This window comes from Streptococcus sp. ST16 (genome assembly GCF_046098135.1).
Classification (GTDB): Bacteria; Bacillota; Bacilli; order Lactobacillales; family Streptococcaceae; genus Streptococcus.
On record NZ_JBJUSE010000002.1, the window covers coordinates 136,826 to 163,556 of the forward strand.

The 26,731-nt window shown below is 42.9% G+C and carries 29 protein-coding genes and 1 riboswitch; of the genes, 9 read left to right on the forward strand and 20 right to left on the reverse strand.

Annotation, left to right across the window (positions count from 1 at the left end; all coding sequences use genetic code 11):
- Positions 1-115: 115 nt before the first annotated feature.
- The gene (locus ACIY14_RS02360) at positions 116-808 is read right to left on the reverse strand and encodes a TIGR02206 family membrane protein (RefSeq protein WP_409001377.1); all 693 of its coding nucleotides are present in this window, start codon (positions 806-808) and stop codon (positions 116-118) included.
- 165 nt (positions 809-973) lie between these two features.
- On the opposite strand from ACIY14_RS02360, the gene gatC reads away from it, so the two are divergent.
- The 6 genes from gatC to nusB all read left to right on the forward strand — a co-directional run bounded on the left by gatC (position 974) and on the right by nusB (position 5,699).
- Complete coding sequence (gene gatC, locus ACIY14_RS02365; protein WP_409001378.1) at positions 974-1,276, forward strand: Asp-tRNA(Asn)/Glu-tRNA(Gln) amidotransferase subunit GatC; 303 nt, start codon at positions 974-976, stop codon at positions 1,274-1,276.
- Positions 1,276-2,742, forward strand: a complete 1,467-nt coding sequence (gene gatA / locus ACIY14_RS02370; RefSeq protein WP_409001379.1) for an Asp-tRNA(Asn)/Glu-tRNA(Gln) amidotransferase subunit GatA — start codon at positions 1,276-1,278, stop codon at positions 2,740-2,742. The genes gatC and gatA overlap by 1 nt, the downstream gene beginning before the upstream one ends.
- Positions 2,742-4,184: an Asp-tRNA(Asn)/Glu-tRNA(Gln) amidotransferase subunit GatB gene (gene gatB, locus ACIY14_RS02375; protein WP_409001380.1), complete on the forward strand. Its 1,443-nt coding sequence runs from the start codon at positions 2,742-2,744 to the stop codon at positions 4,182-4,184. The genes gatA and gatB overlap by 1 nt, the downstream gene beginning before the upstream one ends.
- A 128-nt stretch (positions 4,185-4,312) precedes the next feature.
- Positions 4,313-4,873 carry an elongation factor P gene (gene efp, locus ACIY14_RS02380; RefSeq protein ID WP_000568640.1) on the forward strand — a complete coding sequence of 187 codons (561 nt, stop codon included), beginning with the start codon at positions 4,313-4,315 and terminating at the stop codon, positions 4,871-4,873.
- A 21-nt stretch (positions 4,874-4,894) separates the two neighbouring features.
- The gene (locus ACIY14_RS02385; RefSeq protein WP_000510584.1) at positions 4,895-5,284 is read left to right on the forward strand and encodes an Asp23/Gls24 family envelope stress response protein; all 390 of its coding nucleotides are present in this window, start codon (positions 4,895-4,897) and stop codon (positions 5,282-5,284) included.
- Positions 5,277-5,699: a transcription antitermination factor NusB gene (gene nusB, locus ACIY14_RS02390; RefSeq protein ID WP_409001381.1), complete on the forward strand. Its 423-nt coding sequence runs from the start codon at positions 5,277-5,279 to the stop codon at positions 5,697-5,699. The genes ACIY14_RS02385 and nusB overlap by 8 nt, the downstream gene beginning before the upstream one ends.
- Before the next feature lie 49 nt (positions 5,700-5,748).
- On the opposite strand, the gene ACIY14_RS02395 is transcribed toward nusB, so the two are convergent.
- The 15 genes from ACIY14_RS02395 to ACIY14_RS02465 all read right to left on the reverse strand — a co-directional run bounded on the left by ACIY14_RS02395 (position 5,749) and on the right by ACIY14_RS02465 (position 17,407).
- Positions 5,749-6,471: a lysostaphin resistance A-like protein gene (locus ACIY14_RS02395; RefSeq protein ID WP_409001382.1), complete on the reverse strand. Its 723-nt coding sequence runs from the start codon at positions 6,469-6,471 to the stop codon at positions 5,749-5,751.
- Between the two features lie 18 nt (positions 6,472-6,489).
- Entirely contained in the window at positions 6,490-6,675 is a 186-nt protein-coding gene (gene briC, locus ACIY14_RS02400; protein WP_409001383.1) for a biofilm-regulating peptide BriC, read from the reverse strand.
- 164 nt (positions 6,676-6,839) lie between these two features.
- Entirely contained in the window at positions 6,840-7,607 is a 768-nt protein-coding gene (locus ACIY14_RS02405; RefSeq protein ID WP_268714070.1) for an acetyl-CoA carboxylase carboxyl transferase subunit alpha, read from the reverse strand.
- The gene (gene accD, locus ACIY14_RS02410; RefSeq protein ID WP_409001384.1) at positions 7,604-8,470 is read right to left on the reverse strand and encodes an acetyl-CoA carboxylase, carboxyltransferase subunit beta; all 867 of its coding nucleotides are present in this window, start codon (positions 8,468-8,470) and stop codon (positions 7,604-7,606) included. The genes ACIY14_RS02405 and accD overlap by 4 nt, the downstream gene beginning before the upstream one ends.
- Positions 8,471-8,505: 35 nt before the next feature.
- Entirely contained in the window at positions 8,506-9,873 is a 1,368-nt protein-coding gene (gene accC, locus ACIY14_RS02415; RefSeq protein WP_409001385.1) for an acetyl-CoA carboxylase biotin carboxylase subunit, read from the reverse strand.
- An 11-nt stretch (positions 9,874-9,884) separates the two neighbouring features.
- Positions 9,885-10,307, reverse strand: coding sequence for a 3-hydroxyacyl-ACP dehydratase FabZ (gene fabZ, locus ACIY14_RS02420; protein ID WP_000565514.1), 423 nt, complete (start codon positions 10,305-10,307; stop codon positions 9,885-9,887).
- Positions 10,304-10,792, reverse strand: coding sequence for an acetyl-CoA carboxylase biotin carboxyl carrier protein (gene accB, locus ACIY14_RS02425; RefSeq protein ID WP_409001386.1), 489 nt, complete (start codon positions 10,790-10,792; stop codon positions 10,304-10,306). The genes fabZ and accB overlap by 4 nt, the downstream gene beginning before the upstream one ends.
- A gap of 2 nt (positions 10,793-10,794) precedes the next feature.
- Positions 10,795-12,030, reverse strand: coding sequence for a beta-ketoacyl-ACP synthase II (gene fabF, locus ACIY14_RS02430; protein ID WP_409001387.1), 1,236 nt, complete (start codon positions 12,028-12,030; stop codon positions 10,795-10,797).
- A 30-nt stretch (positions 12,031-12,060) separates the two neighbouring features.
- On the reverse strand, positions 12,061-12,792 hold the full coding sequence (fabG, locus tag ACIY14_RS02435) for a 3-oxoacyl-[acyl-carrier-protein] reductase (protein ID WP_409001388.1): 732 nt from the start codon (positions 12,790-12,792) through the stop codon (positions 12,061-12,063).
- A gap of 44 nt (positions 12,793-12,836) precedes the next feature.
- The gene (gene fabD, locus ACIY14_RS02440) at positions 12,837-13,757 is read right to left on the reverse strand and encodes an ACP S-malonyltransferase (RefSeq protein ID WP_409001389.1); all 921 of its coding nucleotides are present in this window, start codon (positions 13,755-13,757) and stop codon (positions 12,837-12,839) included.
- Positions 13,750-14,724 (reverse strand): enoyl-[acyl-carrier-protein] reductase FabK, encoded by a 975-nt coding sequence (fabK, locus tag ACIY14_RS02445; protein ID WP_409001390.1) that lies wholly within the window; start codon positions 14,722-14,724, stop codon positions 13,750-13,752. The genes fabD and fabK overlap by 8 nt, the downstream gene beginning before the upstream one ends.
- A 117-nt stretch (positions 14,725-14,841) precedes the next feature.
- The gene (locus ACIY14_RS02450; RefSeq protein WP_000257840.1) at positions 14,842-15,066 is read right to left on the reverse strand and encodes an acyl carrier protein; all 225 of its coding nucleotides are present in this window, start codon (positions 15,064-15,066) and stop codon (positions 14,842-14,844) included.
- Between the two features lie 56 nt (positions 15,067-15,122).
- The gene (locus ACIY14_RS02455; RefSeq protein ID WP_409001391.1) at positions 15,123-16,097 is read right to left on the reverse strand and encodes a beta-ketoacyl-ACP synthase III; all 975 of its coding nucleotides are present in this window, start codon (positions 16,095-16,097) and stop codon (positions 15,123-15,125) included.
- Positions 16,097-16,531 carry a MarR family winged helix-turn-helix transcriptional regulator gene (locus ACIY14_RS02460; protein ID WP_000386337.1) on the reverse strand — a complete coding sequence of 145 codons (435 nt, stop codon included), beginning with the start codon at positions 16,529-16,531 and terminating at the stop codon, positions 16,097-16,099. The genes ACIY14_RS02455 and ACIY14_RS02460 overlap by 1 nt, the downstream gene beginning before the upstream one ends.
- 90 nt (positions 16,532-16,621) lie before the next feature.
- Entirely contained in the window at positions 16,622-17,407 is a 786-nt protein-coding gene (locus ACIY14_RS02465; RefSeq protein WP_409001392.1) for an enoyl-CoA hydratase, read from the reverse strand.
- A 282-nt stretch (positions 17,408-17,689) separates the two neighbouring features.
- Between ACIY14_RS02465 and ACIY14_RS02470 the strand changes: the two genes are divergently transcribed.
- From ACIY14_RS02470 to serS, 3 genes are all read left to right on the forward strand, one after another.
- Positions 17,690-19,054 (forward strand): aspartate kinase, encoded by a 1,365-nt coding sequence (locus tag ACIY14_RS02470; RefSeq protein WP_409001393.1) that lies wholly within the window; start codon positions 17,690-17,692, stop codon positions 19,052-19,054.
- 2 nt (positions 19,055-19,056) lie between these two features.
- Positions 19,057-19,428, forward strand: coding sequence for a DUF956 family protein (locus ACIY14_RS02475; protein WP_409001394.1), 372 nt, complete (start codon positions 19,057-19,059; stop codon positions 19,426-19,428).
- A gap of 213 nt (positions 19,429-19,641) precedes the next feature.
- Positions 19,642-20,916, forward strand: a complete 1,275-nt coding sequence (gene serS, locus ACIY14_RS02480; protein WP_409001395.1) for a serine--tRNA ligase — start codon at positions 19,642-19,644, stop codon at positions 20,914-20,916.
- A 23-nt stretch (positions 20,917-20,939) separates the two neighbouring features.
- Here the strand turns inward: serS and ACIY14_RS02485 are convergent, their stop codons facing one another.
- The 4 genes from ACIY14_RS02485 to ACIY14_RS02500 all read right to left on the reverse strand — a co-directional run bounded on the left by ACIY14_RS02485 (position 20,940) and on the right by ACIY14_RS02500 (position 26,634).
- Entirely contained in the window at positions 20,940-21,839 is a 900-nt protein-coding gene (locus ACIY14_RS02485; protein WP_409001396.1) for a TDT family transporter, read from the reverse strand.
- Between the two features lie 112 nt (positions 21,840-21,951).
- Positions 21,952-22,500: a carboxymuconolactone decarboxylase family protein gene (locus tag ACIY14_RS02490; RefSeq protein ID WP_409001397.1), complete on the reverse strand. Its 549-nt coding sequence runs from the start codon at positions 22,498-22,500 to the stop codon at positions 21,952-21,954.
- A 130-nt stretch (positions 22,501-22,630) separates the two neighbouring features.
- Positions 22,631-23,953: an alanine/glycine:cation symporter family protein gene (locus ACIY14_RS02495; protein WP_409001398.1), complete on the reverse strand. Its 1,323-nt coding sequence runs from the start codon at positions 23,951-23,953 to the stop codon at positions 22,631-22,633.
- Between the two features lie 89 nt (positions 23,954-24,042).
- A riboswitch (glycine riboswitch) is annotated at positions 24,043-24,131 on the reverse strand.
- A gap of 166 nt (positions 24,132-24,297) precedes the next feature.
- The gene (locus ACIY14_RS02500; protein ID WP_409001399.1) at positions 24,298-26,634 is read right to left on the reverse strand and encodes an endonuclease MutS2; all 2,337 of its coding nucleotides are present in this window, start codon (positions 26,632-26,634) and stop codon (positions 24,298-24,300) included.
- Between the last annotated feature and the right edge of the window lie 97 nt (positions 26,635-26,731).

Sequence of the window (26,731 nt, forward strand, 5' to 3'; positions counted from 1 at the left end):
TAGTTGTTTCAGTAGCTAAGAATGATGTTTACATTGGATTTTACCATTCCTTTCAACTCTCCATTATAGCGGATTTTGGGGAGTTTTTCAATTGCTCATCCGATGAAAAGGCAAGCTAGAGCACAGATTGCGCCTGATTTCTCTTTTTCCACCGTTTCTTGAACAAGATATCAAAGAGAACAAGAGCCAGTGAAAGGATGGCTGACACAAGGAGGTACTTTAGCCATAGAGGAGCATTCGAGATAAACGGTGTATCTCTTAAGAGACCATAATTTCCACCCGTCACCTGATTAACCCAAACTAGAAAGAGGTTGAGGATAAAAGTATAGGCTACAATCATATATTTCTTGAGCAGACTCTTGTCATAGTGATTCATCAAGTAAACCAAGGAATTCACCAAAAGAGCATAATGCCCAATCAAAAATGAAAAACTGGTAATATGAGGAAAATCATAGGGGTCAAAAACAGGGTAAACCAAAGCAAATACCGCTCCACTTGCTCCTAAGAGAGCAAAATACTGCTTGCTCCGCCATTTATCGGGCAAGAGAACCACCGCAAACATAGCCAAACGGCAATGATAAAATGGAAGGCTATTAGAAAATGGAATCCCAAAGCCAACATACCAACTATATAGGGCTAGCAACTGAAGGATCTGAATTGCCTTAAACAAGCGGACAAATTTCGGATTTTTGTGATAAGCAAGTGCTCCATAAATGCAAAGCACTAAGAGAAGCATCATAATCCCATACCAAAAGAGTGGAATGGGAGGAGGAACCGTCTGAGATCTGGTGATAAATTGATGGAACATATTTTTATCCTAACCCTTATTTTCTCTATTCTCTAGTTTAACCATTATAGCGAATTAAAAGTGATTTTTCAATTTCTATTTCTTTTCAGTTTGGATCCCTTATTTATAGGAAAATATGATAAAATAGAACAGACTAAAAATCATCATTTCACGAAAGGATGCAAGATGAAAATTACGCAAGAAGAGGTAACACACGTTGCCAATCTTTCAAAATTAAGATTCTCTGAAGAAGAAACTGCTGCCTTTGCGACAACCTTGTCTAAAATTGTTGACATGGTTGAATTGCTGGGCGAAGTCGACACAACTGGTGTCGCACCTACTACGACCATGGCTGACCGCAAGACCGTACTCCGCGCTGATGTGGCTGAAGAAGGAACAGACCGTGACCGCTTGTTTAAAAACGTACCTGAAAAAGATAACTACTATATCAAGGTACCAGCTATCCTAGACGATGGAGGAGATGCCTAATGACTTTTAATAACAAAACTATTGAAGACTTGCACAACCTCCTTGTCTCTAAGGAAATTTCTGCAACTGAATTGACACAAGCAACGCTTGAAGATATTAAATCTCGAGAAACAGCTATCAATGCTTTTGTCACTATCGCTGAAGAACAAGCCCTTGCTCAAGCTAAGGCTATTGATGAAGCTGGAATTGACGTGGACAATGTTCTTTCAGGAATTCCACTGGCTGTTAAGGATAATATCTCTACAGACAGTATCCTCACAACTGCAGCCTCAAAAATGCTTTACAACTACGAGCCTATCTTTGATGCGACAGCCGTTGCCAATGCCAAAGCCAGGGGCATGATTGTCGTCGGAAAAACCAACATGGACGAATTTGCCATGGGTGGTTCTGGTGAGACTTCACACTATGGTGCCACTAAAAATGCTTGGGACCATAGCAAGGTTCCTGGTGGATCATCAAGCGGTTCTGCGGCTTCTGTAGCTTCAGGACAAGTTCGTTTGTCACTTGGTTCTGATACTGGTGGTTCTATCCGCCAACCTGCTGCCTTCAACGGGATTGTTGGTCTCAAACCAACCTACGGAACAGTTTCACGTTTCGGTCTCATTGCCTTCGGTAGCTCATTAGACCAGATTGGACCTTTTGCACCAACTGTTAAGGAAAATGCCTTCTTACTCAACGCTATTGCTAGTGAAGACGCCAAAGACTCTACTTCTGCTCCTGTCCGTATTGCCGACTTTACTTCAAAAATTGGCCTAGACATCAAGGGCATGAAAATTGCTTTGCCTAAGGAATACTTTGGTGAAGGAATTGACCCAGAAGTTAAGGAAACAATTCTTAACGCAGCCAAACACTTTGAAAAACTTGGTGCTATCGTTGAAGAAGTCAGCCTTCCTCATTCTAAATACGGTGTAGCTGTTTACTACATCATCGCTTCATCAGAAGCCTCATCAAACCTGCAACGTTTTGACGGTATCCGTTACGGCTACCGCGCAGAAGATGCAAGCAACCTTGATGAAATCTATGTAAACAGCCGTAGCCAAGGTTTCGGTGAAGAGGTAAAACGCCGTATCATGCTAGGTACTTTCAGCCTTTCATCAGGTTACTACGATGCCTACTATAAGAAAGCTGGTCAGGTCCGTACCCTCATCATCCAAGATTTCGAAAAAGTCTTTGCGGATTACGATTTAATCCTAGGACCAACTGCTCCAAGCGTTGCCTATGACTTGGACTCACTCAACCACGACCCAGTTGCCATGTACTTGGCTGACCTTTTGACCATCCCTGTCAACTTGGCAGGTCTCCCAGGAATTTCGATTCCTGCTGGATTTGCTCAAGGTCTCCCTGTCGGACTCCAATTGATCGGTCCTAAATACTCAGAAGAGACCATTTACCAAGCTGCTGCTGCTTTTGAGGCGACAACAGACTACCACAAACAACAACCCGTGATTTTTGGAGGTGATAACTAATGAACTTTGAAACAGTCATTGGACTTGAAGTCCACGTTGAGCTCAACACCAATTCAAAAATCTTCTCACCTACATCTGCCCACTTTGGGAATGACCAAAATGCCAACACCAACGTGATTGACTGGTCCTTCCCAGGAGTTCTGCCAGTTCTCAATAAAGGGGTTGTCGATGCTGGTATCAAGGCAGCTCTTGCCCTCAACATGGACATCCACAAGCACATGCACTTTGACCGCAAGAACTACTTCTATCCTGATAATCCAAAAGCCTACCAAATTTCTCAGTTTGATGAGCCAATCGGCTACAACGGTTGGATTGAAGTGGAACTAGAAGACGGTACAACTAAGAAAATCGGGATCGAACGTGCTCACCTAGAAGAAGACGCTGGTAAAAACACCCACGGTACAGATGGCTACTCCTATGTAGACCTCAACCGCCAAGGGGTGCCATTGATTGAAATTGTATCTGAAGCCGACATGCGTTCGCCAGAAGAAGCCTATGCTTACCTGACTGCCCTCAAGGAAGTTATCCAGTACGCTGGCATTTCTGACGTTAAGATGGAAGAAGGTTCCATGCGCGTGGATGCCAACATCTCCCTTCGTCCTTATGGTCAAGAGAAATTCGGTACCAAGACTGAGTTGAAGAACTTGAATTCCTTCTCAAATGTTCGCAAGGGTCTTGAATACGAAGTCCAACGTCAAGCTGAAATCCTTCGCTCAGGTGGTCAAATTCGCCAAGAAACACGCCGTTACGACGAAGCTAACAAAGCAACCATCCTCATGCGTGTCAAGGAAGGGGCTGCAGACTACCGCTACTTCCCAGAACCAGACCTACCCCTCTTTGAAATCTCTGATGAGTGGATCGAAGAAATGCGTACAGAGTTGCCAGAGTTTCCAAAAGAACGCCGTGCTCGCTACGTTGCTGATCTTGGCTTGTCAGACTACGATGCTAGTCAGTTGACTGCAAACAAAGTTACTTCTGACTTCTTTGAAAAAGCTGTTGCCCTCGGTGGCGATGCCAAACAAGTCTCTAACTGGCTCCAAGGCGAAGTCGCTCAATTCTTGAATGCTGAAGGCAAGACACTGGAACAAATCGAATTGACACCAGAAAACTTGGTAGAAATGATTGCCATCATCGAAGACGGCACTATTTCTTCTAAGATTGCCAAAAAAGTCTTTATCCACCTGGCTAAAAATGGCGGTGGCGCGCGTGAATACGTGGAAAAAGCAGGCTTGGTGCAAATCTCTGATCCAGATGTCTTGATCCCAATCATTCACCAAGTCTTTGCGGATAACGAAGCTGCCGTTGCCGACTTCAAGTCAGGCAAACGCAACGCAGACAAGGCCTTCACAGGATTCCTTATGAAAGCAACCAAAGGACAAGCCAACCCACAAGTCGCCCTTAAACTGCTTGCTCAGGAATTGGCCAAGTTGAAAGAAAACTAGACAGAACAAAACCAGCCCTAAGGTTGGTTTTTTCTTCTCTACCAGCTCCCAATAACTATTTTGGCTTTATTTCCAGAATATTTTATGGTAAAATGAAGAGTAATAATATTTATTAAAGAGGTAAAAACATGATTGAAGCAAGTAAATTAAAGGCTGGTATGACCTTTGAAACAGCTGACGGAAAATTGATCCGCGTTTTGGAAGCTAGCCACCACAAACCAGGTAAAGGAAACACCATCATGCGTATGAAATTGCGCGATGTTCGTACTGGTTCTACATTTGACACAAGCTACCGTCCAGAGGAAAAATTTGAACAAGCTATCATCGAGACTGTTCCAGCCCAATACTTGTACAAAATGGATGACACAGCATACTTCATGAATACAGAAACTTACGACCAGTACGAAATCCCTGTAGTCAATGTTGAAAACGAATTGCTTTACATCCTTGAAAACTCTGATGTGAAGATCCAATTCTACGGAACTGAAGTGATTGGTGTCACAGTTCCTACTACTGTTGAATTGACAGTTGCAGAAACTCAACCATCTATCAAAGGGGCTACTGTTACAGGTTCTGGTAAACCAGCAACGATGGAAACTGGACTTGTCGTAAACGTTCCAGACTTCATCGAAGCAGGACAAAAACTGGTTATCAACACTGCAGAAGGAACTTACGTTTCTCGTGCCTAATCTCTAGAAAGAGGTCATTCTATGGGAATTGAAGAACAACTTGGCGAAATCGTTATCGCCCCACGTGTACTTGAAAAAATCATTGCTATTGCTACTGCAAAAGTAGAGGGTGTACACTCTTTTTCAAACAAATCAGTATCTGACACCCTTTCAAAACTTTCTCTCGGCCGTGGCGTTTATCTAAAAAACGTGGACGAAGAACTCACAGCAGATATCTATCTCTACCTTGAGTACGGAGTAAAAGTTCCTAAGGTAGCTGTTGCTATCCAGAAAGCTGTCAAAGATGCAGTCCGCAACATGGCTGATGTAGAACTCGCTGCTATCAATATCCACGTTGCAGGTATCGTTCCAGATAAAACACCAAAACCAGAATTGAAAGATCTATTTGACGAGGACTTCCTCAATGACTAGTCCACTATTAGAATCTAGACGCCAACTCCGTAAATGCGCTTTTCAAGCTCTTATGAGCCTTGAGTTCGGTACGGATGTCGAAACTGCTTGTCGTTTCGCCTATACTCATGATCGTGAAGATACTGATGTGCAACTACCAGCCTTTTTGACAGAGCTAGTTTCTGGTGTTCAAGCTAAAAAGGATGAACTAGACAAGCAAATCACACAGCATTTAAAAGCAGGTTGGACCATCGAGCGTTTAACACTCGTGGAGAGAAACCTCCTTCGCTTGGGAGTCTTTGAAATCACTTCATTCGACACTCCACAGTTGGTTGCTGTCAATGAAGCTATTGAGCTTGCAAAGAACTTCTCAGATCAAAAATCTGCCCGTTTTATCAATGGACTGCTCAGCCAGTTTGTAACAGAAGAACAGTAAATAGAAAAAGTGTTTGACGAACATCAAACACTTTTTCCTTTGCCTCCCACTATCTAAAAAAGTGGTAATAGATATAAATGTAAACAAAAATCCAGATAGGTTTTGCATGATTGAGAAAGTTGAAAAAACTATGACAGAGAATGGTCAATCGTAGATTAGATGTATAACGATAGACAAGAGCGAAAAAGAGGCCAATCAGACTATAATATAATAAACTAATTGGATCTCGGTGAGATAGTATCAAATGACTGAGTCCAAAGATAAAGCCTGATAAGATGACATCTAAATAATACTTTGACTGGGGAAAGAAGGTGTTCATAAAATACCCTCTATCAAGAGTCTCCTCAAAAACGGGGCCGATGATTACAGGCAGGACAAAAGATAAGATAGTCGATAAAAAGGTTGGTTGTCTATTTGAAAGAACCACGGTAAAATACTCATCATGAATATTCCTATGATTAATCAAATGAGCATAGCGTGCCCAAAAATTACCGAGAATCTGATGAACCACATAACATGCAAAAAAGTAAAAGATAGTTGACCAGTTCCAGCTCTTTTTCTCAAAGATAAAGAGCATCTTTTTCTTTTTTAACCACCAAATTAATAGAAGGAAACTTCCCACTAATCCCATTGTTAAAATAAGAGAATAGACATCAGCTCCTAACCCTAAAATGATTGCCACATACAATCCAATTGTTTGTGGTAAATAGGTAGATAGTAAAATAATAAGCAAAAATATTCCAAATTGTCTTAGTTTCTTTGTGTTTCTCATCGTACTTTTTTTGAAAGATTATCCTGCTCGGAAGCCGTACTTCCAAGCATCTATATAAGAATTAAGTACCCCTTGCCTCATATAGGTAGCAAATTCTCTATAATATAACCATCTACCATATTCATCTTCCCAAACAGCAAGACCACCTAAAGTTTGCTCCAAGTCCTCAGTTGAAAGAACTGTAAATGTATTTGTACCTGTCATTGCAAGTACCTTCTTAAAATAGATTGTTGTAGGCTCACATTTATAGTATATTTCTTTTTTTATCTATTTTATAGTCTATCTCCTCAACTGTCAATTTTTAGTTCTGAAATGTATGTTCTCTAGAAAAAGAAGGCTAGAACCTTTACTCAGTTCTAGCCTTCTTTTTAATATTTTCTAAACCGTTGGTAACGTTCTTCTAGAAGCTGTTCCAAGGCTAAGCCTTGCAAGCGGTCAAGCTCTGCTCGCAATTCATTTTTAACGCATTCTAGTATTTCTTTACTTGAGAGCCCTGCTTCTGAGATTACCTTGTCCACGATTCCCATTTCTAGGAGTTCGTGTGAAGTGATTTTCATTAACTCTGCCGCTTCCATGGCACGGCTTCCATCCTTCCAAAGGATAGAGGCAAAGCCTTCTGGACTGAGCACGGCATAGATTGAATTTTCCAGCATCCAGACACGGTCAGCAACGGCTAGTGCTAGAGCACCACCAGACCCTCCTTCACCGATAATAATCGCGATGATTGGAACCTTGAGGTCGCTCATTTCCATCAGGTTTCGGGCAATTGCTTCCCCTTGTCCACGTTCCTCAGCTCCAACACCTGGGTAAGCTCCAGCAGTGTTGATGAAGGTTACAACTGGACGACCAAATTTTTCTGCTTGTTTCATCAAGCGAAGGGCCTTACGATAGCCTTCTGGATGAGGTTGCCCAAAATTTCGTTTGAGGTTGTCATGAAGACTCTTCCCCTTTTGGATACCAACGACAGTTACTGCTTGATCACCTAACCAGCCAATTCCACCAATGACCGCACCATCATCACGAAAAGAGCGGTCTCCATGCAATTCGATAAATTCATCAAAGATTCCATTGGCAAAATCAAGTGCGGTCAAGCGACTCTGCTCGCGTGCCTCTCTGACTATTTTTGCAATATTCATCCGCGACTTCCTCCATGCAATCTTACTAATTTAGCAATTGTTTCAGGCAATTCTCTCCGTTTGACAATTGCATCAACAAATCCATGTTCCAGCAAAAATTCTGCCTTTTGGAAGTCCTCCGGCAAAGTCTCACGAACTGTATTTTCGATAACACGTCGCCCAGCAAAACCAACCAAACTCTGTGGCTCCGCTAGGATAATATCACCTTCCATAGCAAAAGAAGCGGTCACCCCACCTGTTGTCGGATCGGTTAAAATAGTTAGGTAAAAAAGTCCGGCCTTGGAATGACGTTGAACTGCCGCAGAAATTTTAGCCATCTGCATCAAACTCATGATTCCTTCTTGCATACGGGCTCCACCAGAAGCTGTGAAGAGAACGACTGGCAAGTTTTCTACCGTTGCATACTCAAACAGGCGCGTAATTTTTTCACCCACAACGGTTCCCATAGAAGCCATGATAAAGTTAGAATCCATGATCCCAAGGGCAACTTTTTGTCCCTTGATGCTAGCTGTACCAGTCAGTACTGCTTCATCCAAACCTGTCTTTTCACGCATAGTAACTAGTTTTTTCTGGTAGCCAGGAAAGTTTAATGGATCTTGAGTTTCAATACCCGTAAACATCTCCACAAAGCTGTCAGAATCAATCGTCAAATCCAAGCGTTCCTGAGCTGAAATACGGAAAGTATAGCTACAATGGGGACAAATTCGTTCGCTCCCAAGATCCTTTTGGTAAATGGTGTGTTTACAACCAGGACACTGGGAGAAGAGTTCATCCGGAACCTCAGGCTTGGCTTGTGGTTTCTGCCTTACGGAACGGTTAGGATTGATCCGAATATACTTATCCTTTTTACTAAATAGAGCCATAACTCCCCCTTTTAGTTCTCATACTATTTGAAAGTCTATTCCTTTTCTTGGTATTTTGGCAAGAAAGTTTCCATCAAGAAGGAAGTATCGTAGTCACCAGCGATAACTCGGCGGTCTGAAATCAGATCCAACTGGAAGTCTGCATTGGTTTGTACTCCTTCAATATCAAGTTCATAAAGTGCCCGTTGCATCTTCATTAAGGCATCAAAACGATTCTCCCCATGAACAATGATTTTGGCAATCATACTATCATAGTAAGGGGTAATGGTATAACCTGGATAAACTGCTGAGTCCACGCGCAAGCCAACTCCACCACTTGGTAGATAGAGATTGGTAATTTTACCTGGGCTTGGAGCAAAGTTAAATGCTGGATTTTCTGCATTAATCCGGCACTCGATAGCATGACCTCGTAGGACGATATCTTCTTGTTTGAAAGGTAAGGGTTGCCCGGCCGCAATGCGAATCTGTTCCTTCACGATATCAACACCTGAAACAAACTCTGTGACTGGGTGTTCAACTTGCACACGAGTATTCATTTCCATGAAGTAGAAATTGCCACTCGCTTCATCGAGAAGAAATTCAATCGTCCCTGCATTTTCATAGCCAACAGACTCTGCTGCACGAACGGCTGCAGCACCAATTTCATGACGAAGAGTTTTTCCAATCGCAATAGATGGGCTTTCTTCTAAAACCTTTTGGTTATTTCGTTGGAGTGAACAATCCCGTTCACCAAGATGGACAACATGTCCTTCTTGGTCTGCAAGGATCTGAACCTCGATATGGCGAGCTGGATAAATCACACGCTCAAGATACATAGCGCCATTTCCAAAATTGGCCTTGGCTTCACTGGATGCTGTCTCAAAGGCAGCGACCAAGTCTTCCGCCTTTTCAACCTTACGAATCCCTTTTCCACCACCACCTGCCGATGCCTTAAGCATGACTGGATAGCCAATTTTTTCTGCAACTGCAAGGGCCTCTTCAGCCGTGTGAACTTCACCATCAGATCCTGGGATAACTGGAACCTCAGCCTTGATCATTTGCTCACGCGCATTGATCTTATCTCCCATGGTATCCATTACAGCGCCAGAAGGGCCGATAAACTTAATCCCCACTTCATCACACATCGTGGCAAACTTGGAGTTTTCGCTAAGAAAACCAAAACCTGGGTGAATGGCTTCTGCTTCTGTCAAGACTGCAGCAGATAAAATCGCATTGATATTGAGATAAGACTCTGTTGCCTTACCAGGTCCGATACAGATAGCTTCATCCGCTAGGAGTGTGTGAAGAGCTTCCTTATCAGCAGTTGAATAGACTGCTACAGTCGCAATGCCCAATTCACGCGCAGCTCGAATAATGCGAACCGCAATCTCACCACGGTTGGCAATCAAAATTTTACGAAACATGGAGAACCTCCTTAGTTTCCAATTGCAAAGGTAAGAATACCACTCGCTGCAAGCTTGCCATCCACTTCAGCCTTTGCTTCAACCACAGCAATCGTACCACGACGTTTCACAAAGGTAGCCGTCATGACTAATTGATCACCTGGCACAACTTGCTTCTTAAACTTGACCTTGTCCATGCCAGCGTAGAAGACGAGTTTGCCTTTGTTTTCAGGCTTGGACAATTCCAAGACACCAGCAGTCTGGGCCAAGGCTTCCATGATAAGAACACCTGGCATGACTGGGTATTGTGGAAAATGACCATTAAAGAAAGGTTCGTTGATGGTCACATTTTTAATGGCAACAATAGTATCTTCGCTCACTTCCAAGACACGGTCCACTAGGAGCATAGGGTAGCGATGGGGTAGAGCTTCTTTGATTCCTTGAATATCGATCATTTGATACGTACCAATCCTTTACCAAACTCAACCATTTCTTCATTTGAAATGAGAATTTCTGTTACCACGCCATCCTTAGGTGCAGGAATTTCATTCATGACCTTCATGGCTTCGATGATCACCAAAGTCTGACCTTTTTTAACACTGTCTCCAACCGTCACAAAGGCAGGTTTATCTGGTCCAGCGGCCAAGTAAGCCACCCCTACAAGTGGGCTTTCAACGACATCACCCTCTGGAGCAACCGTCGTTTCAGCAGGTGCCGGAGCTTCGTCCACAGCACTCTCTGCTGGAGTCGAAGGGGCAGAAACTACTGGACTTGCAGCTACTGCAGTTGGCGCTGGAGCAACTTGAGCTGGTGCTTCAGAAACCATTCTTGTTTCATTCTTACTGAACTGCAATTCGTCCTGTCCGTTTTTATAAGAAAATTCTCTCAAACTTGATTGGTCAAATTGAGCCATCAAGTCCTTGATCTCATTTAAATTCATAATTATTTATTCTCCCAACGTTTGAAAGCAAGAACCGCGTTGTGTCCACCAAAACCAAAAGTGTTTGAAATAGCATAAGGGATTTCCTGCTCCAAGCCTTGTCCATAAACGACATTCGCCTCGATATAGTCTGATAACTCGCTTGTTCCAGCAGTCATTGGTACAAAGTTATGACGCATGGCTTCGATTGTAGCGATGGCTTCTACCGCTCCTGCAGCACCAAGTAAGTGTCCTGTAAAGGACTTGGTTGAAGATACTGGTACTTCTTTACCAAGAACAGCTACAATGGCACTACTTTCTCCTTTTTCATTAGCAGGAGTTGAAGTTCCGTGGGCATTGACATAGGCCACTTGTTCTGGAGAAATTTCTGCTTCTTCCAAAGCTAATTTAATTGCCTTAATTGCACCTTGACCTTCTGGATGAGGTGAAGTCATATGGTAAGCATCGCAGGTATTTCCATAACCAACTACTTCAGCCAAGACAGTTGCCCCACGTTTTTCAGCATGTTCAAGGCTTTCAAGAACCAACATTCCTGAACCTTCTCCCATCACAAAACCATTACGATCTTTGTCAAACGGAATAGAAGCACGAGTTGGATCCTCTGTAGTTGATAGGGCAGTCAAAGCTTGGAAACCAGCGATAGCAAAAGGAGTGATAGATGATTCTGATCCACCTACTAACATGACATCTTGGAAACCAAACTTGATAGAACGGAAGGCATCCCCAATGGCATCGTTTGATGAGGCACAGGCTGTATTGATTGATTTACAGACACCGTTTGCTCCAAAGCGTATGGCAACATTTCCCGAAGCCATATTTGGCAAGGCTTTTGGAAGTGTCATTGGTTTAACGCGTTTTGGACCTTTTTCATGAAGACGGATAACCTGATCTTCGATTTCTTTAATTCCCCCAATACCAGAAGCCACGATGACACCAAAGCGATCTTTATCGATTGCTTCTACATCAAGATTTGCATTTGTCACCGCTTCTTGAGCAGCATACAAGGCATACAAAGAATAGTTGTCAAAACGGTTGGTATCTTTTTTGACAAAGTATTTATCAAATGGGAAATCTTGAACTTCTGCCGCATTGTGCACAGCAAATTCGCTGTGGTCAAACTTAGTGATTTCTCCAATTCCAATCTTCCCAGTTTGCAAACTGTTCCAAAATTCTTCTGGAGTATTTCCGATAGGAGAGGTCAATCCATAACCTGTTACTACAACTCGATTTAGTTTCATCTGTCTTACCTATATCTTTCCTTATTTTTTTTACATGCTAAGTCCGCCATCAACAGCGAGAACTTGTCCAGTCAAATAATCCTGTCCAGCCAGGAACACTGTAGCATCTGCGATATGTTCTGCTTGACCAAAATGTTTCATTGGGATTTGAGTCAATGTCGCTTCCTTGACCTTATCAGATAAAACAGCAGTCATATCCGATTCGATCATCCCTGGTGCAAGAGCATTTACGCGTACGTTGCGATTGGCAACTTCACGTGCAACTGACTTGGTAAAACCAATCAAACCTGCTTTAGAAGCTGCATAGTTTGCTTGACCGATATTTCCCATCAAACCAACCACACTGGACATATTGATGATAGCACCTTCACGTGCCTTGATCATCTGTTTCAAGACTGCTTGCGTCATGTTGAAAGCACCTGTCAGATTGATCTTAATCACTTTTTCAAAGTCTTCTTCGGTCATCTTGAGCATGAGCGTATCTTGAGTGATCCCAGCATTGTTGACCAAGACATCGACAGAACCGAGTTCTGCAATCGCTTGATCCACCATACGTTTGGCATCTGCAAAGTCTGAAACATCACCCGAGATTGGCACCACCTTGACACCGTAGTTTGAAAACTCAGCCAGCAATTCTTCTGAGATTGCTCCGCGACTATTCAAGACTACATTAGCGCCTAGTTGGGCAAATTTATGAGCAATGGCAAGTCCGATACCACGACTTGAACCTGTAACAAAGATATTTTTATTTTTTAGTTGCATTCTATTCTCCTGTTTCCTGTTGTATTTTCTGGGAGAAGGGGTCACTAGTTTCCTAGCAAAGCATCCAAGCTTGTTTGATCTTCAACGTTAGCTAGCTGAGCTGTTTTATCGATTTTTTTGACAAATCCTGATAGGACTTTTCCAGGGCCGATTTCAATAAAGTTGGTCACCCCAGCATCCTGCATCACAGCAATACTTTCATAAAAACGTACAGGTTCTTTTACCTGACGCGTCAAAAGCTCTTGGATTCGACCTTTTTCCATAACAGCAGCTTCCGTATTGCCGACTAGAGGACAAGTGAAATCAGCGAAACTCACTCCCTCAAGAGCATCAGCTAGTTGCTGACTGGCTGGCTCAAGAAGGGCTGTATGGAAAGGACCAGATACGTTTAAAGGAATCAATCGTTTTGCTCCTGCTTCCTGCAAGAGTTCAACTGCGCGGTCAACCGCAGCCACCTCACCACCGATAACGACTTGGCTTGGGGTGTTGTAGTTGGCTGGAGTCACTACTCCAACTTTAGAGGCTGTTTCACAAGCTTCCTCAATCACTTCAACTGGAGTATTAAGAACGGCAACCATCTTTCCAGAGCCTGCTGGTGCAGCCTCTTCCATATAAGCACCACGCTTAGCAACCAAGGCAACTGCATCCTCAAAGTCCAAGGAACCACTTGCTACAAGAGCTGAATATTCTCCGAGGGACAGTCCTGCCACCATGTCTGGCTGATAGCCTTTTTCTTTCAATAATCGGTAAATAGCAACGGATGTAGCTAGAATAGCTGGTTGCGTGTAACGAGTCTGATTTAACTTTGCTTCATCATTGTCAATCAAGTCACGAAGGTCATAACCCAAAACCTGACTGGCTTGGTCAATTGTTTCCTTGACGATAGGATAGTGGTCATAGAGATCACGTCCCATTCCTAGATACTGAGCACCTTGGCCCGCAAATAGAAAGGCTGTTTTAGTCATTTCTTGTAACTCCTGCCCAACGAACAGCTTCTTCTTGAATTTTTTCAGCTGCACCGTAGTAGATATCTTTTAAGATTTCTTCAACAGTTTCTTCTTTAGAAATCAAACCTGCAATCTGGCCGGCCATCACTGAACCGCCATCCACATCACCATGGACAACAGCTTTGGCTAAAGCTCCTGCACCCATTTGCTCAAAGATTTCTAAATCTGGATTTTCTTGTTTAAAGGCATCCTTTTCAGCTTGCTCAAAATCACGAGTCAACTGGTTTTTAATGGCACGAACTGCGTGTCCAAAATGTTGTGCTGAAATCGTTGTATCAATATCACGAGCTTTTAAAATTTTAGCTTTATAATTTGGATGAGCATTAGACTCTTTGGCAACTACAAAACGAGTTCCTACTTGAACGGCTTCTGCGCCAAGCATAAACCCAGCCGCTGCCCCCTCACCATCTGCAATACCACCAGCAGCAATAACTGGAATTGAAACAGCTGCAGCAACTTGGCGAACCAAGGTCATCGTTGTTAATTTACCAATGTGTCCACCAGCTTCCATACCTTCTGCAATGACGGCATCCGCACCAATTTTTTCCATGCGTTTTGCCAAAGCAACACTTGGAACAACAGGAATAACTGTAATTCCTGCATCATGGAAACGAGTCATGTATTTACTTGGATTTCCTGCACCAGTTGTAACCACCTTAACCCCTTCTTCAATCACGAGATCAACGATGTCTTCTACAAAAGGTGACAAGAGCATGATGTTGACACCAAAAGGTTTATCTGTAAGTGATTTGATTTTATCGATATTAGCCTTTACGACCTCTTTAGGTGCATTTCCACCACCGATGATCCCCAAACCACCAGCTTTTGATACCGCACCAGCCAAGTCGCCATCAGCAACCCAGGCCATTCCTCCTTGAAAAATAGGATAATCAATATTCAATAATTCTGTAATACGTGTTTTCATAGTGCCTCCATCATTCCTTGCTTACGTAATAGTTCGATAAGTTTATCATTTGAATTTCAAACTATTACCTAAACAAGAGGGAGCGGGTCTCCCCTACTCCTTCTAGTAATATGCTAATTATTTTGTTTGCTCTTCAACGTAAGCAACCAAGTCACCAACTGTTTTCAAGTTATCTTCTGCTTCGATTTGGATATCAAAAGCATCTTCAATTTCAGAGATTACTTGGAACAAGTCCAATGAATCTGCATCCAAATCATCAAAAGTAGATTCAAGTGTTACTTCTGATGCGTCTTTTCCAAGTTCTTCAACGATAATTTCTTGTACTTTTTCAAATACTGCCATGATAGGACTCCTTTAAAATATAAAATTTTATAACTATGTGTTTACCACATGATTACCTAGATTGTAAGAATGAGTGTGCCCCATGTCAAACCTCCACCGAAGCCTGATAGGAGAATCGTCTGGCTACCATCTAAACGAATCATGCCATTCTCCACACACTCTGAGAGCAAAATCGGGATACTTGCTGCACTGGTATTCCCATACTCCATCATATTGGCAGGAAGCTTGTCTCGGTCTACACCGATTTTCTTAGCCATCTTATCCAAAATGCGGATATTTGCCTGATGAAGTAAGAGATAATCCAATTCCGATGCTGCTATTGGACCATTTTCAATGGTTTCTTTGATCGATCTAGCAACATCACGATTTGCAAAATCAAAAACTGCTCGTCCATCCATCTTCAGAAAAGCAGGAACTGCTTCTTGATCTGAGAAAGGCGAAGCCAAAACCGTTTGACCATAGGTCAAACACTCGCTCCGAGAACCATCCGTATAGAGACTTTCCACAAGGAAGTGACGTGTTTCGCTCGCTTCCAAGAGAACCCCACCAGCACCATCCCCAAAGAGAACAGCTGTCGAACGATCTGACCAATCAACTGCCTTGGATAAGGTTTCAGCCCCGATAACAATCCCTTTTTTGAACTGTCCAGAACTTAAAAACTTTTCTGCAGTTGAGAGAGCGAATATAAAGCCACTACAAGCTGCTGTCAGATCAAAGGCGAAAGCTCTATGCGCTCCGATATTCGCCTGAACTCGAGCTGCCGTAGAAGGCATCATCGAATCTGGAGTAATCGTCGCTACAATGATAAAATCAATCTTATCCGCTGTTAAGCTCCCTTTAGCCAACAAGCTCTTAGCTACTTCTGTCGCCAAGTCACTTGTAGACTCAGTTTTTGAGATATGTCTCTGTTTAATTCCTGTCCGACTTGAAATCCACTCATCGCTTGTATCCATGATTTGAGCCAAGTCATGATTAGTGACCACTTGCTCTGGAACATAATGAGCAACTTGGCTTATTTTAGCAAAGGCCATTATTTCAAATCCTCCAAAAATTGATAAAGGTTCGTCAAGCCTCTACCCATGACTTTCTTTTCCTCAGGACTCATGCCGTCAATAATTCTTTCAACCATGGCCTTGTGGAATCGTTTGTGAAGGCGGTGAACCAAACGACCTTTCTTTGTCAAATGCAGATAGACCACACGACGGTCTTGATCAGAACGAATACGCTCAATGTAACCCTTTCTTTCTAGATTATTCAAGCTCGTCGTAACTGTTCCCAAGGTCACCATCAGTTCTTTGGAAACCTTACTAGGCGTCGCCTCAGGGAACTTTCCAATCACATCGATCGTGTGCATTTCTTTGATGGAGATGTCTTTGAATCGACTACCTCGTAAGCTAACCTCCTCAATCACAAGGACGTTATTGAAAATAGATGTTAAATAATCATTTACTTGTTGGTAGTCCAAACTTTTTCCCTCCTCTTCAAAAAACTTTCACAATCAAAACATTTGATAGAAAAAGTATAACAAACTTCAAAGATTTGTGCAAGTATTTTTTTATTTTCCTGAAAATTTTGGTCTTCTTCTTTCAGAATGTGCTCGAACCCCTTCTTTAAAATCTTCAGTTAAAGATAACGATTCTTGTAGTTTCAATTCCAATTCGGCATAATCTTGCCAATCTTTAAATTGACTTTCCCAAACTAACTTTTTAATCGCTGCGTATGAGTTTGCTGAACCTCGTCTTAATTTTTTCAGAACTTGTTCTCTTGTTTTTTCTAATTTATCAGCTTCACAAACACGGTAAACCACGCCCCATTCTAGCGCTTTTTCCGCAGTTAAGGCTTCTCCTGTCATGGCAAGTTGTGCAGCTCGTGTTACCCCGATACTACGACTCAAGAGGTGAATCCCACCAGCGTCCGGTGCCAATCCAACTCCAACAAAAGCTTGGATGAATTTTGCCTTATCAGTCGCCAAGCAAAAATCAACTGCTACTGCCATATTTGCCGCGGCTCCAGCAACCGCTCCATCAACCTCCATCAAAACAGGTTTAGGAATTTGCTTGATTTTAAAAGAAATTGTATTGACTAATTCTGCAATCTTATTCAAAGAAGGGATATCATCTTCGTCCACTGCTCGTTTCATCTCAACCAAGTCTCCCCCAACTGAAAAGACCTTGCCATTCGCGTTTATCAAGATAAACCGAACAGCTTGATCCTGCTCTGCTAGGGTCAAAGCTTCTAAAATCTCCTCACACATTGGGATATGGAAACCATTTGCCACTTCGGGACGATTCAAAGTAATAATAGCAAGATCATCTACGATCTGATATAAGATATGATTCATAGCTTCTCCTTTTCTTTTGTGAGACAATGAAATTATTTTATTTTCAAAGTATACCTTTTTTTGGATAAAGAGGCAAGGAAAAACTAAAGGAAAGTGTCTCAGCTGATTATTTCCCCATCGTTTATGAATGTAAGTGAAAGTTGACCACTTATTTTTAAACTGTTGTCGCTTTTTAGAATAAATTAGCATTTACTTCTATTTAAAATAGTAAGATATTTTCTTCATTGAAAAAAGCCCCTCTTTCTGCTATAATCGTATAAAATACTTACTTGAGGAGTCCTTATGAAGGTTGTAAAATTTGGCGGAAGCTCGCTTGCCTCTGCTGGTCAGTTAGAAAAAGTTTTAAACATCGTTAAAAGTGATAAGGAACGCCGTTTTGTAGTCGTTTCCGCACCGGGTAAACGCAATGCTGAGGATACCAAGGTAACTGATGCCTTGATTAAATACTATCGTAACTATGTGGCTGGAAATGATATCAGCACTAGCCAAAATTGGATTATCGATCGCTATGCGGCTATGGTGAGCGAACTAGGCCTAAAACCAACTGTTTTAGAAAAAATTTCTAAAAGTATCCGTGCCTTAGCGACTCTTCCCATTGAAGAAAATGACTTTCTCTACGACACCTTCCTGGCAGCTGGAGAAAATAACAATGCCAAACTCATTGCAGCCTACTTTAACCAAAACGGCATTGACGCACGCTATGTTCATCCAAGAGAAGCTGGAATCATTGTCACAAGTGAACCAGGAAACGCACGTATCATCCCATCTAGTTATGACAAGATTGAAGGCTTGGCTGATAGCAATGAAGTCCTTGTTATCCCTGGTTTCTTTGGCGTAACTAAGGAAAATCAAATCTGTACCTTCTCACGTGGAGGTTCAGATATTACTGGTTCCATTATCGCAGCTGGAGTCAAGGCTGACCTCTATGAAAACTTTACGGACGTGGATGGGATTTTTGCCGCCCATCCTGGTATTATCCACCAACCACACTCCATTCCTGAGTTAACCTACCGTGAAATGCGTGAATTGGCTTACGCTGGATTTTCTGTCCTTCATGATGAAGCCCTTCTTCCTGCCTATCGTGGAAAAATCCCTCTTGTCATCAAAAATACCAACAATCCTGACCATCCAGGAACTCGTATCGTTCTAAAACACAGTAGCGATAAATTCCCAGTCGTTGGGATCGCTGGTGATTCTGGATTCGTCAGCATCAACATGTCTAAATACCTCATGAACCGCGAGGTTGGATTCGGTCGTAAGATTCTTCAAATCCTTGAAGATCTTAACATTGGTTGGGAACACATGCCAACAGGTATCGACGATCTTTCAATCATCCTTCGTTCCCGTGAATTGACTCCTATCAAGGAGGAAGAAATTCTGCGTCAGTTAGTTCAAAAAGCCGAAGTGGACCATGCTGAAATCGAACACGACCTTTCAATCATTATGATTGTCGGAGAAAAGATGAAGAGCCATATCGGGGTAACTGCTACTGCAACACGCGCTCTATCTGAAAACAAAATCAACATCCAGATGATGTCCCAAGGCTCAAGTGAAGTTTCTATCATGTTCGTTGTCAATAAAGAGCAAGAAAAGGCAGCTATCAAGGCTCTCTATCATGCCTTTTTCGATGAAAGTAAGGAAGATTAATCATGGCCCAATCACTCAATAAAGTCATTGACCTACAAACCACTGGAACATCCTATCCCTCCATTTCTGGAAAAGTCGGAAAATTTCTAGTCGGGGATCAAGCCTTAGAGTTTTATCCCGATGTCAATGTCGAACAATATATTCAAATTCCCTGGTCCAGTATTCAGCAAATTGGCGCTAACGTAAGTGGCCGCAAGATCAGTCGCCACTTTGAAGTCTTCACTGATCAAGGAAAATTCCTCTTTGCCTCAAAAGACTCTGGAGCTATTCTCAAAATCGCTCGGCAAAAACTTGGCAACGACAAGGTCGTGAAACTTCCGACTCTGCTCCAGACCATTGGTCAAAAATTTAAAAATCTATTTGCAAAAAAGTAGAAACTTTAGTATAATCATAGCAACGGATAAGTAAGTTATCTCCTTCTTTCAGAAAGTCTGCGGGTGCTGCGAGCAGATAGGAGGGGTAAGTGAAATTCTACCGTTAGTAACAATTACATACACAATCAAGTGCACACCTGTGAAGTTGGATGGAACCGTGGCCCTGCCACTCCAACGCTTTGTCAGGTGTGTTTTTTTCATAAAGGAGTTCTTATGTTAGATATTAAACGTATTCGTACAGACTTTGATGCTGTCGCAGAAAAATTGGCTACACGTGGTGTAGATGCTGCTGTCTTAAACGAGATGAAAGAAATCGATGCTAAACGTCGTGACATCTTGATCAAGGTTGAAAACCTCAAGGCAGAACGCAACACAGTTTCAGCTGAGATTGCCCAAGCCAAACGCAACAAGGAAAATGCCGATGACAAGATTGCTGCAATGCAAACCCTATCTGCTGAAGTCAAAGTCTTGGATGCTGAATTGGCGGACATTGATGCTAAATTGACAGAATTTACCACTACTCTTCCAAACATCCCTGCTGACAGTGTTCCTGTTGGGGCTGATGAAGATGACAATGTGGAAGTTCGCCGTTGGGGTACTCCACGTGAGTTTGACTTCGAACCAAAAGCTCACTGGGATCTTGGTGAAGATCTTGGTATCCTTGACTGGGAACGTGGAGCAAAAGTTACTGGTGCTCGCTTCCTCTTCTATAAAGGGCTTGGTGCTCGTTTGGAACGTGCTATCTACAACTTTATGTTGGATGAACATGGGAAAGAGGGCTATACTGAAGTCATCACACCATACATGGTTAACCATGATTCTATGTTTGGTACTGGTCAATATCCAAAATTCAAGGAAGATACTTTTGAGTTGAAAGACACTAATTATGTCCTTATTCCTACCGCCGAAGTGCCTTTGACAAACTACTATCGCGATGAAATCCTTGACGGAAAAGACCTACCAATCTACTTCACCGCTATGAGTCCGTCATTCCGTTCTGAGGCTGGTTCCGCTGGTCGTGATACTCGTGGTTTGATTCGTCTGCACCAATTCCACAAGGTTGAAATGGTCAAATTTGCCAAACCAGAAGAATCTTATGAAGAATTAGAAAAAATGACAGCCAACGCTGAAAACATCCTTCAAAAACTCAATCTTCCATACCGCGTTGTTGCACTCTCTACTGGAGACATGGGCTTCTCAGCTGCTAAAACTTACGACTTGGAAGTTTGGATTCCAGCCCAAAATACCTACCGTGAAATCTCAAGCTGTTCAAATACAGAAGATTTCCAAGCCCGTCGTGCTCAAATCCGTTACCGAGATGAAGCCGATGGCAAGGTAAAACTCCTTCACACTTTGAACGGTTCTGGACTTGCAGTTGGACGTACAGTGGCTGCAATTCTTGAAAACTACCAAAACGCAGATGGTTCTGTGACCATCCCAGAAGTTCTTCGTCCATATATGGGTGGAGCTGAAGTTATCAAACCATAAAAATAAGGTTTAGCTATTTCTAGCTAGACCTTTTTTCGTAACCAAATCAGATAAGCACCCAATACAAAGAATAAAATAGTTAGGCATAGAATAGTTTCAGCCAACACCAGATAATCCAGAAATGGAAGTTTCAAAATTCCCTGAGCCATCTTGAGCGAAGTAGCTGTGATAATGGTTGGGAAGGTGAGGGCTGAGAAGGCTGGTTGAAAGCCTTGTTTTAAAATATTAGGCAGACGAGTTAAAACAAAGAAAAAGAAGGATTGAGATGCCAAAATCATGACGATCAAGAGCCAAGTCGGTAGGCCTGCTCCTCCAACTCGAACTAGGGATGCCAGGAGTAGAGAAAAGGGAGCACAGTAGATTCCTTCCTGTCCAAGCAAGGCCAGTGGGAGTGGATCTTTCTTTAAATCGCTATAAATAAGCGGATAGAGATAAAAGGTCAAGACAAAACCAAAACTCAAGGTCGCATAGGCAATTTCAATGATTCCGACAAGAGGATAGGTCAAGGCTGCCACAGCTATCCCCACATAGAGCACCGTCCAGCTAGGAGTCGCATTGACCCTCCGACCCGGACAGGCAAATTTGATGGTAAAAGTAGCAATCAAAGCTAAATCCAAGAGAAATGAAAACCACCAGATCCCTTGTGCTAGCAAAGGAAGAGCAGGGAATACGCGAAAGACATAGGTAGATAAAATCATCCCAGCCATGGGAAAAGTGGCCATCCCAGACAAAAGAGGGGGCTTGGTCAATTCTTGCTTGGTTTCTTCCCAATTAAAAAGATGAAGAGTCAGAAAGAAAATCCACAAAATTAAACCAGTCAGACTCAATAAATGCGACAGAACAGGCAAAGTATCTGCAATCAAATTTCCTGCACCTGCTAAACCTAATAAACAGCCAGAGAATACCAAGGGGAGCTTTTTCATCCGAGCCTCCAATAATCATGTTATTATTAGTATAGCATAAAAGCGCTTAAATGAGGACTTAAAAAACGAAGTTGGATTATTTCAGACTTCATTTTTTTCTTTATGATTCGAACTAGGCATAGGGTTGCAATTCTGGGTTAATTGGTGTATCAGCCAGGTTATTAGCATAGTTGCAAAGGCTGGCTAGGCTGACACCGAGAACCACATCCAAGGCATTTTGGTGGGTATAGCCGGCTTCTAAAAATTCACTAAGCGCTTCATCCCCTACACGCCCTTTGGTATTGATGACTGCCAAGGTAAACTTGGCTAGAGTATCTAGCTTAGGATCTGACTCGATTGGGGTACGGTTGCGAAGAGCTTGCAGAAGGTCATCATTCATCTGGATTTGTTTGATTGAAAAAGCAGTATGCCCAGCCACGCAGAAGGCACAACCATTGGTTACGGCAGCTGTGATTTGCACAACTTCACGCTCTACTGGTGTCAGGCTGTTGCGGCGGTTAATGGCTCCGACAGTTCGGTAGGCTTCAAGGGCGGTAGGGGCATTCGCCAAGAGACCGATTAGATTGGGAATATAGCCATTGTTGTCTTTTTTTACTGTTTCAAGGACTTCTTTTACTTCTGCTGGAGCTGATTCTACTGTATGGATGGTAAATGTTGTCATGAGAAACCTCTTTTCATTTTATTGTCATTTAGTCTATCATAGAATTTCTTCTTTGGATAATATATATTTTCAATTGCCATGATAGAAAATGTTTATGAAAGAAAAAAATCACACTAAGAGTGTGATTGGATTAGTGTTTAAAATACTTTTTGGTTTCAGCAATAACGACTGGTGACAAGACCAAAAGGGCAATCAAGTTTGGTAGAGCCATCAATGCATTGACGATATCTGCAATAATCCAGACCATATCCAACTCGATAAAACCTCCCAACAAAACCATGAGTACAAAGACCACTCGATAGAGCCAGATAAAACGAACACCAAAGAGAAACTCGAAACAGCGCTCTCCATAGTAATTCCAGCCGAGAATTGTCGTAAAGGCAAAGAGAACAAGGAAAATAGTCAAAAGTGCGGGGCCAAAATGTGAAAAAACCGTTGAAAAGGCTGACTGAGTCAAAGCAACCCCATTTAAATCACCGCTCCAAACTCCAGTTACCAAGATTGTCAGACCTGTCAGAGTGCAGATAATCAACGTATCAATAAAGGTTCCTGTCATGGAAATCAAGCCTTGCTCGACAGGCTCATTAGTCTTAGCTGCAGCCGCTGCAATGGTAGCTGAACCAAGACCAGATTCGTTAGAAAAGACTCCTCGCGCCACACCATTTTGGATAGCCATCCGAATACTGGCACCTGCAAAACCACCTACCGCAGCAGCTGGACTAAAGGCTGAAGTAAAGATGAGTGCAAGTGTGGCTGGGATTTTCTCGATATTAAAGAGAATGACTGTAAGAGTTCCCAGAATATAGACAATAGCCATAAAAGGAACTACTGCTGTCGAAACTTTTGATATGGATTTGAGACCACCAAAGACGGCAATCCCTACAAAAATGGATAAAATCAGAGCCGTGATAGCTGGATCAACTTGGGCTGTATTTTGAATGGATTCTGTAATCGAATTGACTTGGGTAAAGGTACCAATTCCTAGAAGGGCTACCAATACACCCGCTAGGGCAAAGAAGATAGCAAGTGGACGCCACTTTTCTCCCATCCCCAAAAGGATGTAATGCATGGGTCCTCCAGCCACAGCTCCATTTGCATCCTTAGTACGGTATTTGATGGCCAGCAAGCCTTCGGCATATTTGGTCGCCATCCCAAAGAAGGCCGCCATCCACATCCAAAAGAGAGCGCCTGGTCCCCCAACCTTAATGGCTGTCGCGACCCCGATGATATTTCCCGTACCAACGGTGGCTGCAAGGGCTGTACATAGAGCAGCAAAGCTCGACACATCACCATGCCCCTTATCCTTGGTAAAGATCAACTGAAAGGCCTTTGGGAGACGAGCTACCTGCAAAATGCCTAGTCGGATGGTCAAATAGATACCCGTTCCGACCAATAAGATCAAGAGGGGAGGCCCCCAAACGAAAGCATCAAGCGCTTTAAGCAATTCTAACATATCCTTCTCCTATCTTTCAACCCCAAAAGAAAGAGCACATGCAAGATACATGTACTCTGGAATGCTTAGATAAATGCCTAAAAGCGGTCTATCCTAGCTCTGTCCTTTTACCTGAGAGTTTGAGCAGTTGCCTGCCTTGCCCCTTCGGTGCCTTTACGGTCTCTCCAGAGTTCCGTCCATTTACAGTCATGGGAAATCAAATATTTCTCCACTTCTATTAAACTTCATTCGGTGTTGGTATTTAATTTTTTATTATTTTACAAGAAAAGTTAGCCTTTGTCAATATATTCTATGAAAATTTTTGACTTTTCATTTCTTTTTTCAGAAATGTTGGATTCTTCTCTCTATCCTTTAAAGGTTACAATGGTGGCACCACTGCCTCCAGCATTTTGTGGAGCATAGCCGAAAGTCTTAACATGCTTATTTCTTTGTAGGTATTTGGTAACGCCCTCACGGATGACTCCCGTTCCGATACCATGGATGATGTCGACTTGCGCCATGTTATTGAGCAGGGCTTGGTCGATAAAGGCATCTAGCTCATTCATGGCCTCTTCGTACCGTTTGCCTCGGAGATCCAGTCTCGCTTGCGGACCACGACCAGAAGCACGTTTGACGACATTGACCTGTTTTTTCTTGACTGGGGCTTCTTGCTGAGCCTGAATAAGATCAAATTCTTTCTCTTCCAAGGTCATCTTAATCAAACCAACTTGGGCTTCCCAACGGCCGTCCTTAAGTTGATTGGTCAAGGTTCCACGTTGCCCATAACTGAGAACCACGATATCATCTCCAGCCTTTGGAGCTCGTTTTTTCTTGGCTTTTTGAAGGACCTTGTTTTTAGACAAGTCGACTTTTTCAGGAGCCAGTTTTTTCAGCTCAGCCTTGGCTTCAATGATTTCGTGAGGTTTGAGTTGAGACTTACTGTGAAGATTCTTGAGAATCTGGTCACTCTCACTTAGCGCTAGTTCCACAATTTCAGCAGCCTGTTCACGCGCCTTGTTGAGCTCAGTTTCCTTTTCACGATTAAGCTCATTGTAAAGTTTTTTGAGTGCTCGGTTCATCTTGAGGTTTTCTTGCTCCACCTCACGGATATTGTCCAAGCGCTTACGGCTTTCAAGCGTTTGCTCTTCCAATTGTTCGATGATACGATTGACATCATTATCTTGGTTGACCTGCTGGCTGGCATCTCCAACAATGACATCTGACAAGCCCAGGCGTTTGGCAATTTCAAAGGCATTGCTTCGGCCAGGAACACCCTGCATAAAGCGATAGGTCGGACGCAGGCTAGCTGTATCAAACTCCATGCTGGCATTTTGCACAAAGGCTGTCTCAATACCATAAGCCTTGAGTTCTGGATAGTGGGTCGTCGCCATAGTCTTGACCTGACGTAGACGAAGATCCTCCAAAATAGCCATGGCAAGGGCTGCACCTTCCTGCGGATCAGTACCTGCACCAAGCTCATCTAGCAATAAGAGTGAGTGTTGGTTGACCTTGCCAAGAATATCTACGATATTGGTCATGTGACTGGAGAAGGTAGACAAGCTTTGCTCGATAGACTGCTCATCCCCAATATCTGCGAAAATTTCTTCGAAAATACCGACACGGCTCCCCTTATCAGCTAAAATAGGCAAGCCTGACTGGGCCATGAGTTGCGTCAAGCCCAAGGTTTTAAGCATGATGGTCTTCCCACCCGTATTGGGCCCTGTAATGACAATGGCCGTTAATTCCTTACCGAAGTGTACATCGTTTGCCACTGCATTTTTGACCAAAGGATGGCGAACATGGAGGAGTTGAATCTCTTGATTCTCTGAAAACTGAGGAACAACCGCTTGCATTTCTTGAATAAAACGCACCTTGGCACGAATCAAGTCTAGATGGCCGATAATCCAAGCGTCATTAGCAATCTCAGCAGCATGAGGACGAACCCGTTCTGAGAGCTCCTGCAGGATGCGAATCATCTCATAGCGTTCGTCAGCTCGTAGACTAGCGATTTCTTCGCTCAGCTTCACGACCTCACGCGGCTCGATGTAGACCGTGTTTCCACTGGCAGAGATGTCATGAACAACACCTGCAATCTTATTGCGATAGGTGTTCTTGACTGGTAAGACTTGACGGCCATTTCTGCTAGCAATTATCCCTTCGGTCAACATCTGCGCTTTTTGCTTAAGCAAGTCTTGCAAGACATCTCGGACCTGACTCTCGCTATCATGAATTTTTCGACGGATGCGTGCCAGTTCTTCGCTGGCAAAATTCTCGATAAATCCTGCGTCATTTAGGGCTTGAAGATTCCCCTGCAAGTGTGGAAAATCATGCAGTTTTTCAAACCATCTCGCCAACTGCTCCAAGCGTACATTTTCAAGATTGGCATAAAAACCTTGCAACTCTCTGCTAGCTAGCAAGACTCGTTTGAGGAGCAAGAACTCCTCGATATTGAGGTCCGCCCCCATCTCCAGACGCTTGCAGACAGCTGAGATCTCACGTGTCCCTAGGATGGTAAAGTGAGGCTGCTCCACAAAAAGGGCTTGCATTTCCTCCATCTCTGTAAAGGCTTGTTTGATCTTATCCACCTTAGCAGTTGGAGCCAAGCCTTTTAGCTCCTCTAAGCCTTGTTCAGTCAGGAGATGGGGTTCAAACAAGGCTTTGATTTTATTAAATTCTAAGGTTTCTAGTATTTTTGTATTCATATTTTTTCCTTGTATGCTGGTTTACAAGATTATAGCAACTAGAGGTTTTGACCTAGTCCTCCAATCTGTAAACAAAGGGCTAGGAAAAATCCCGCCC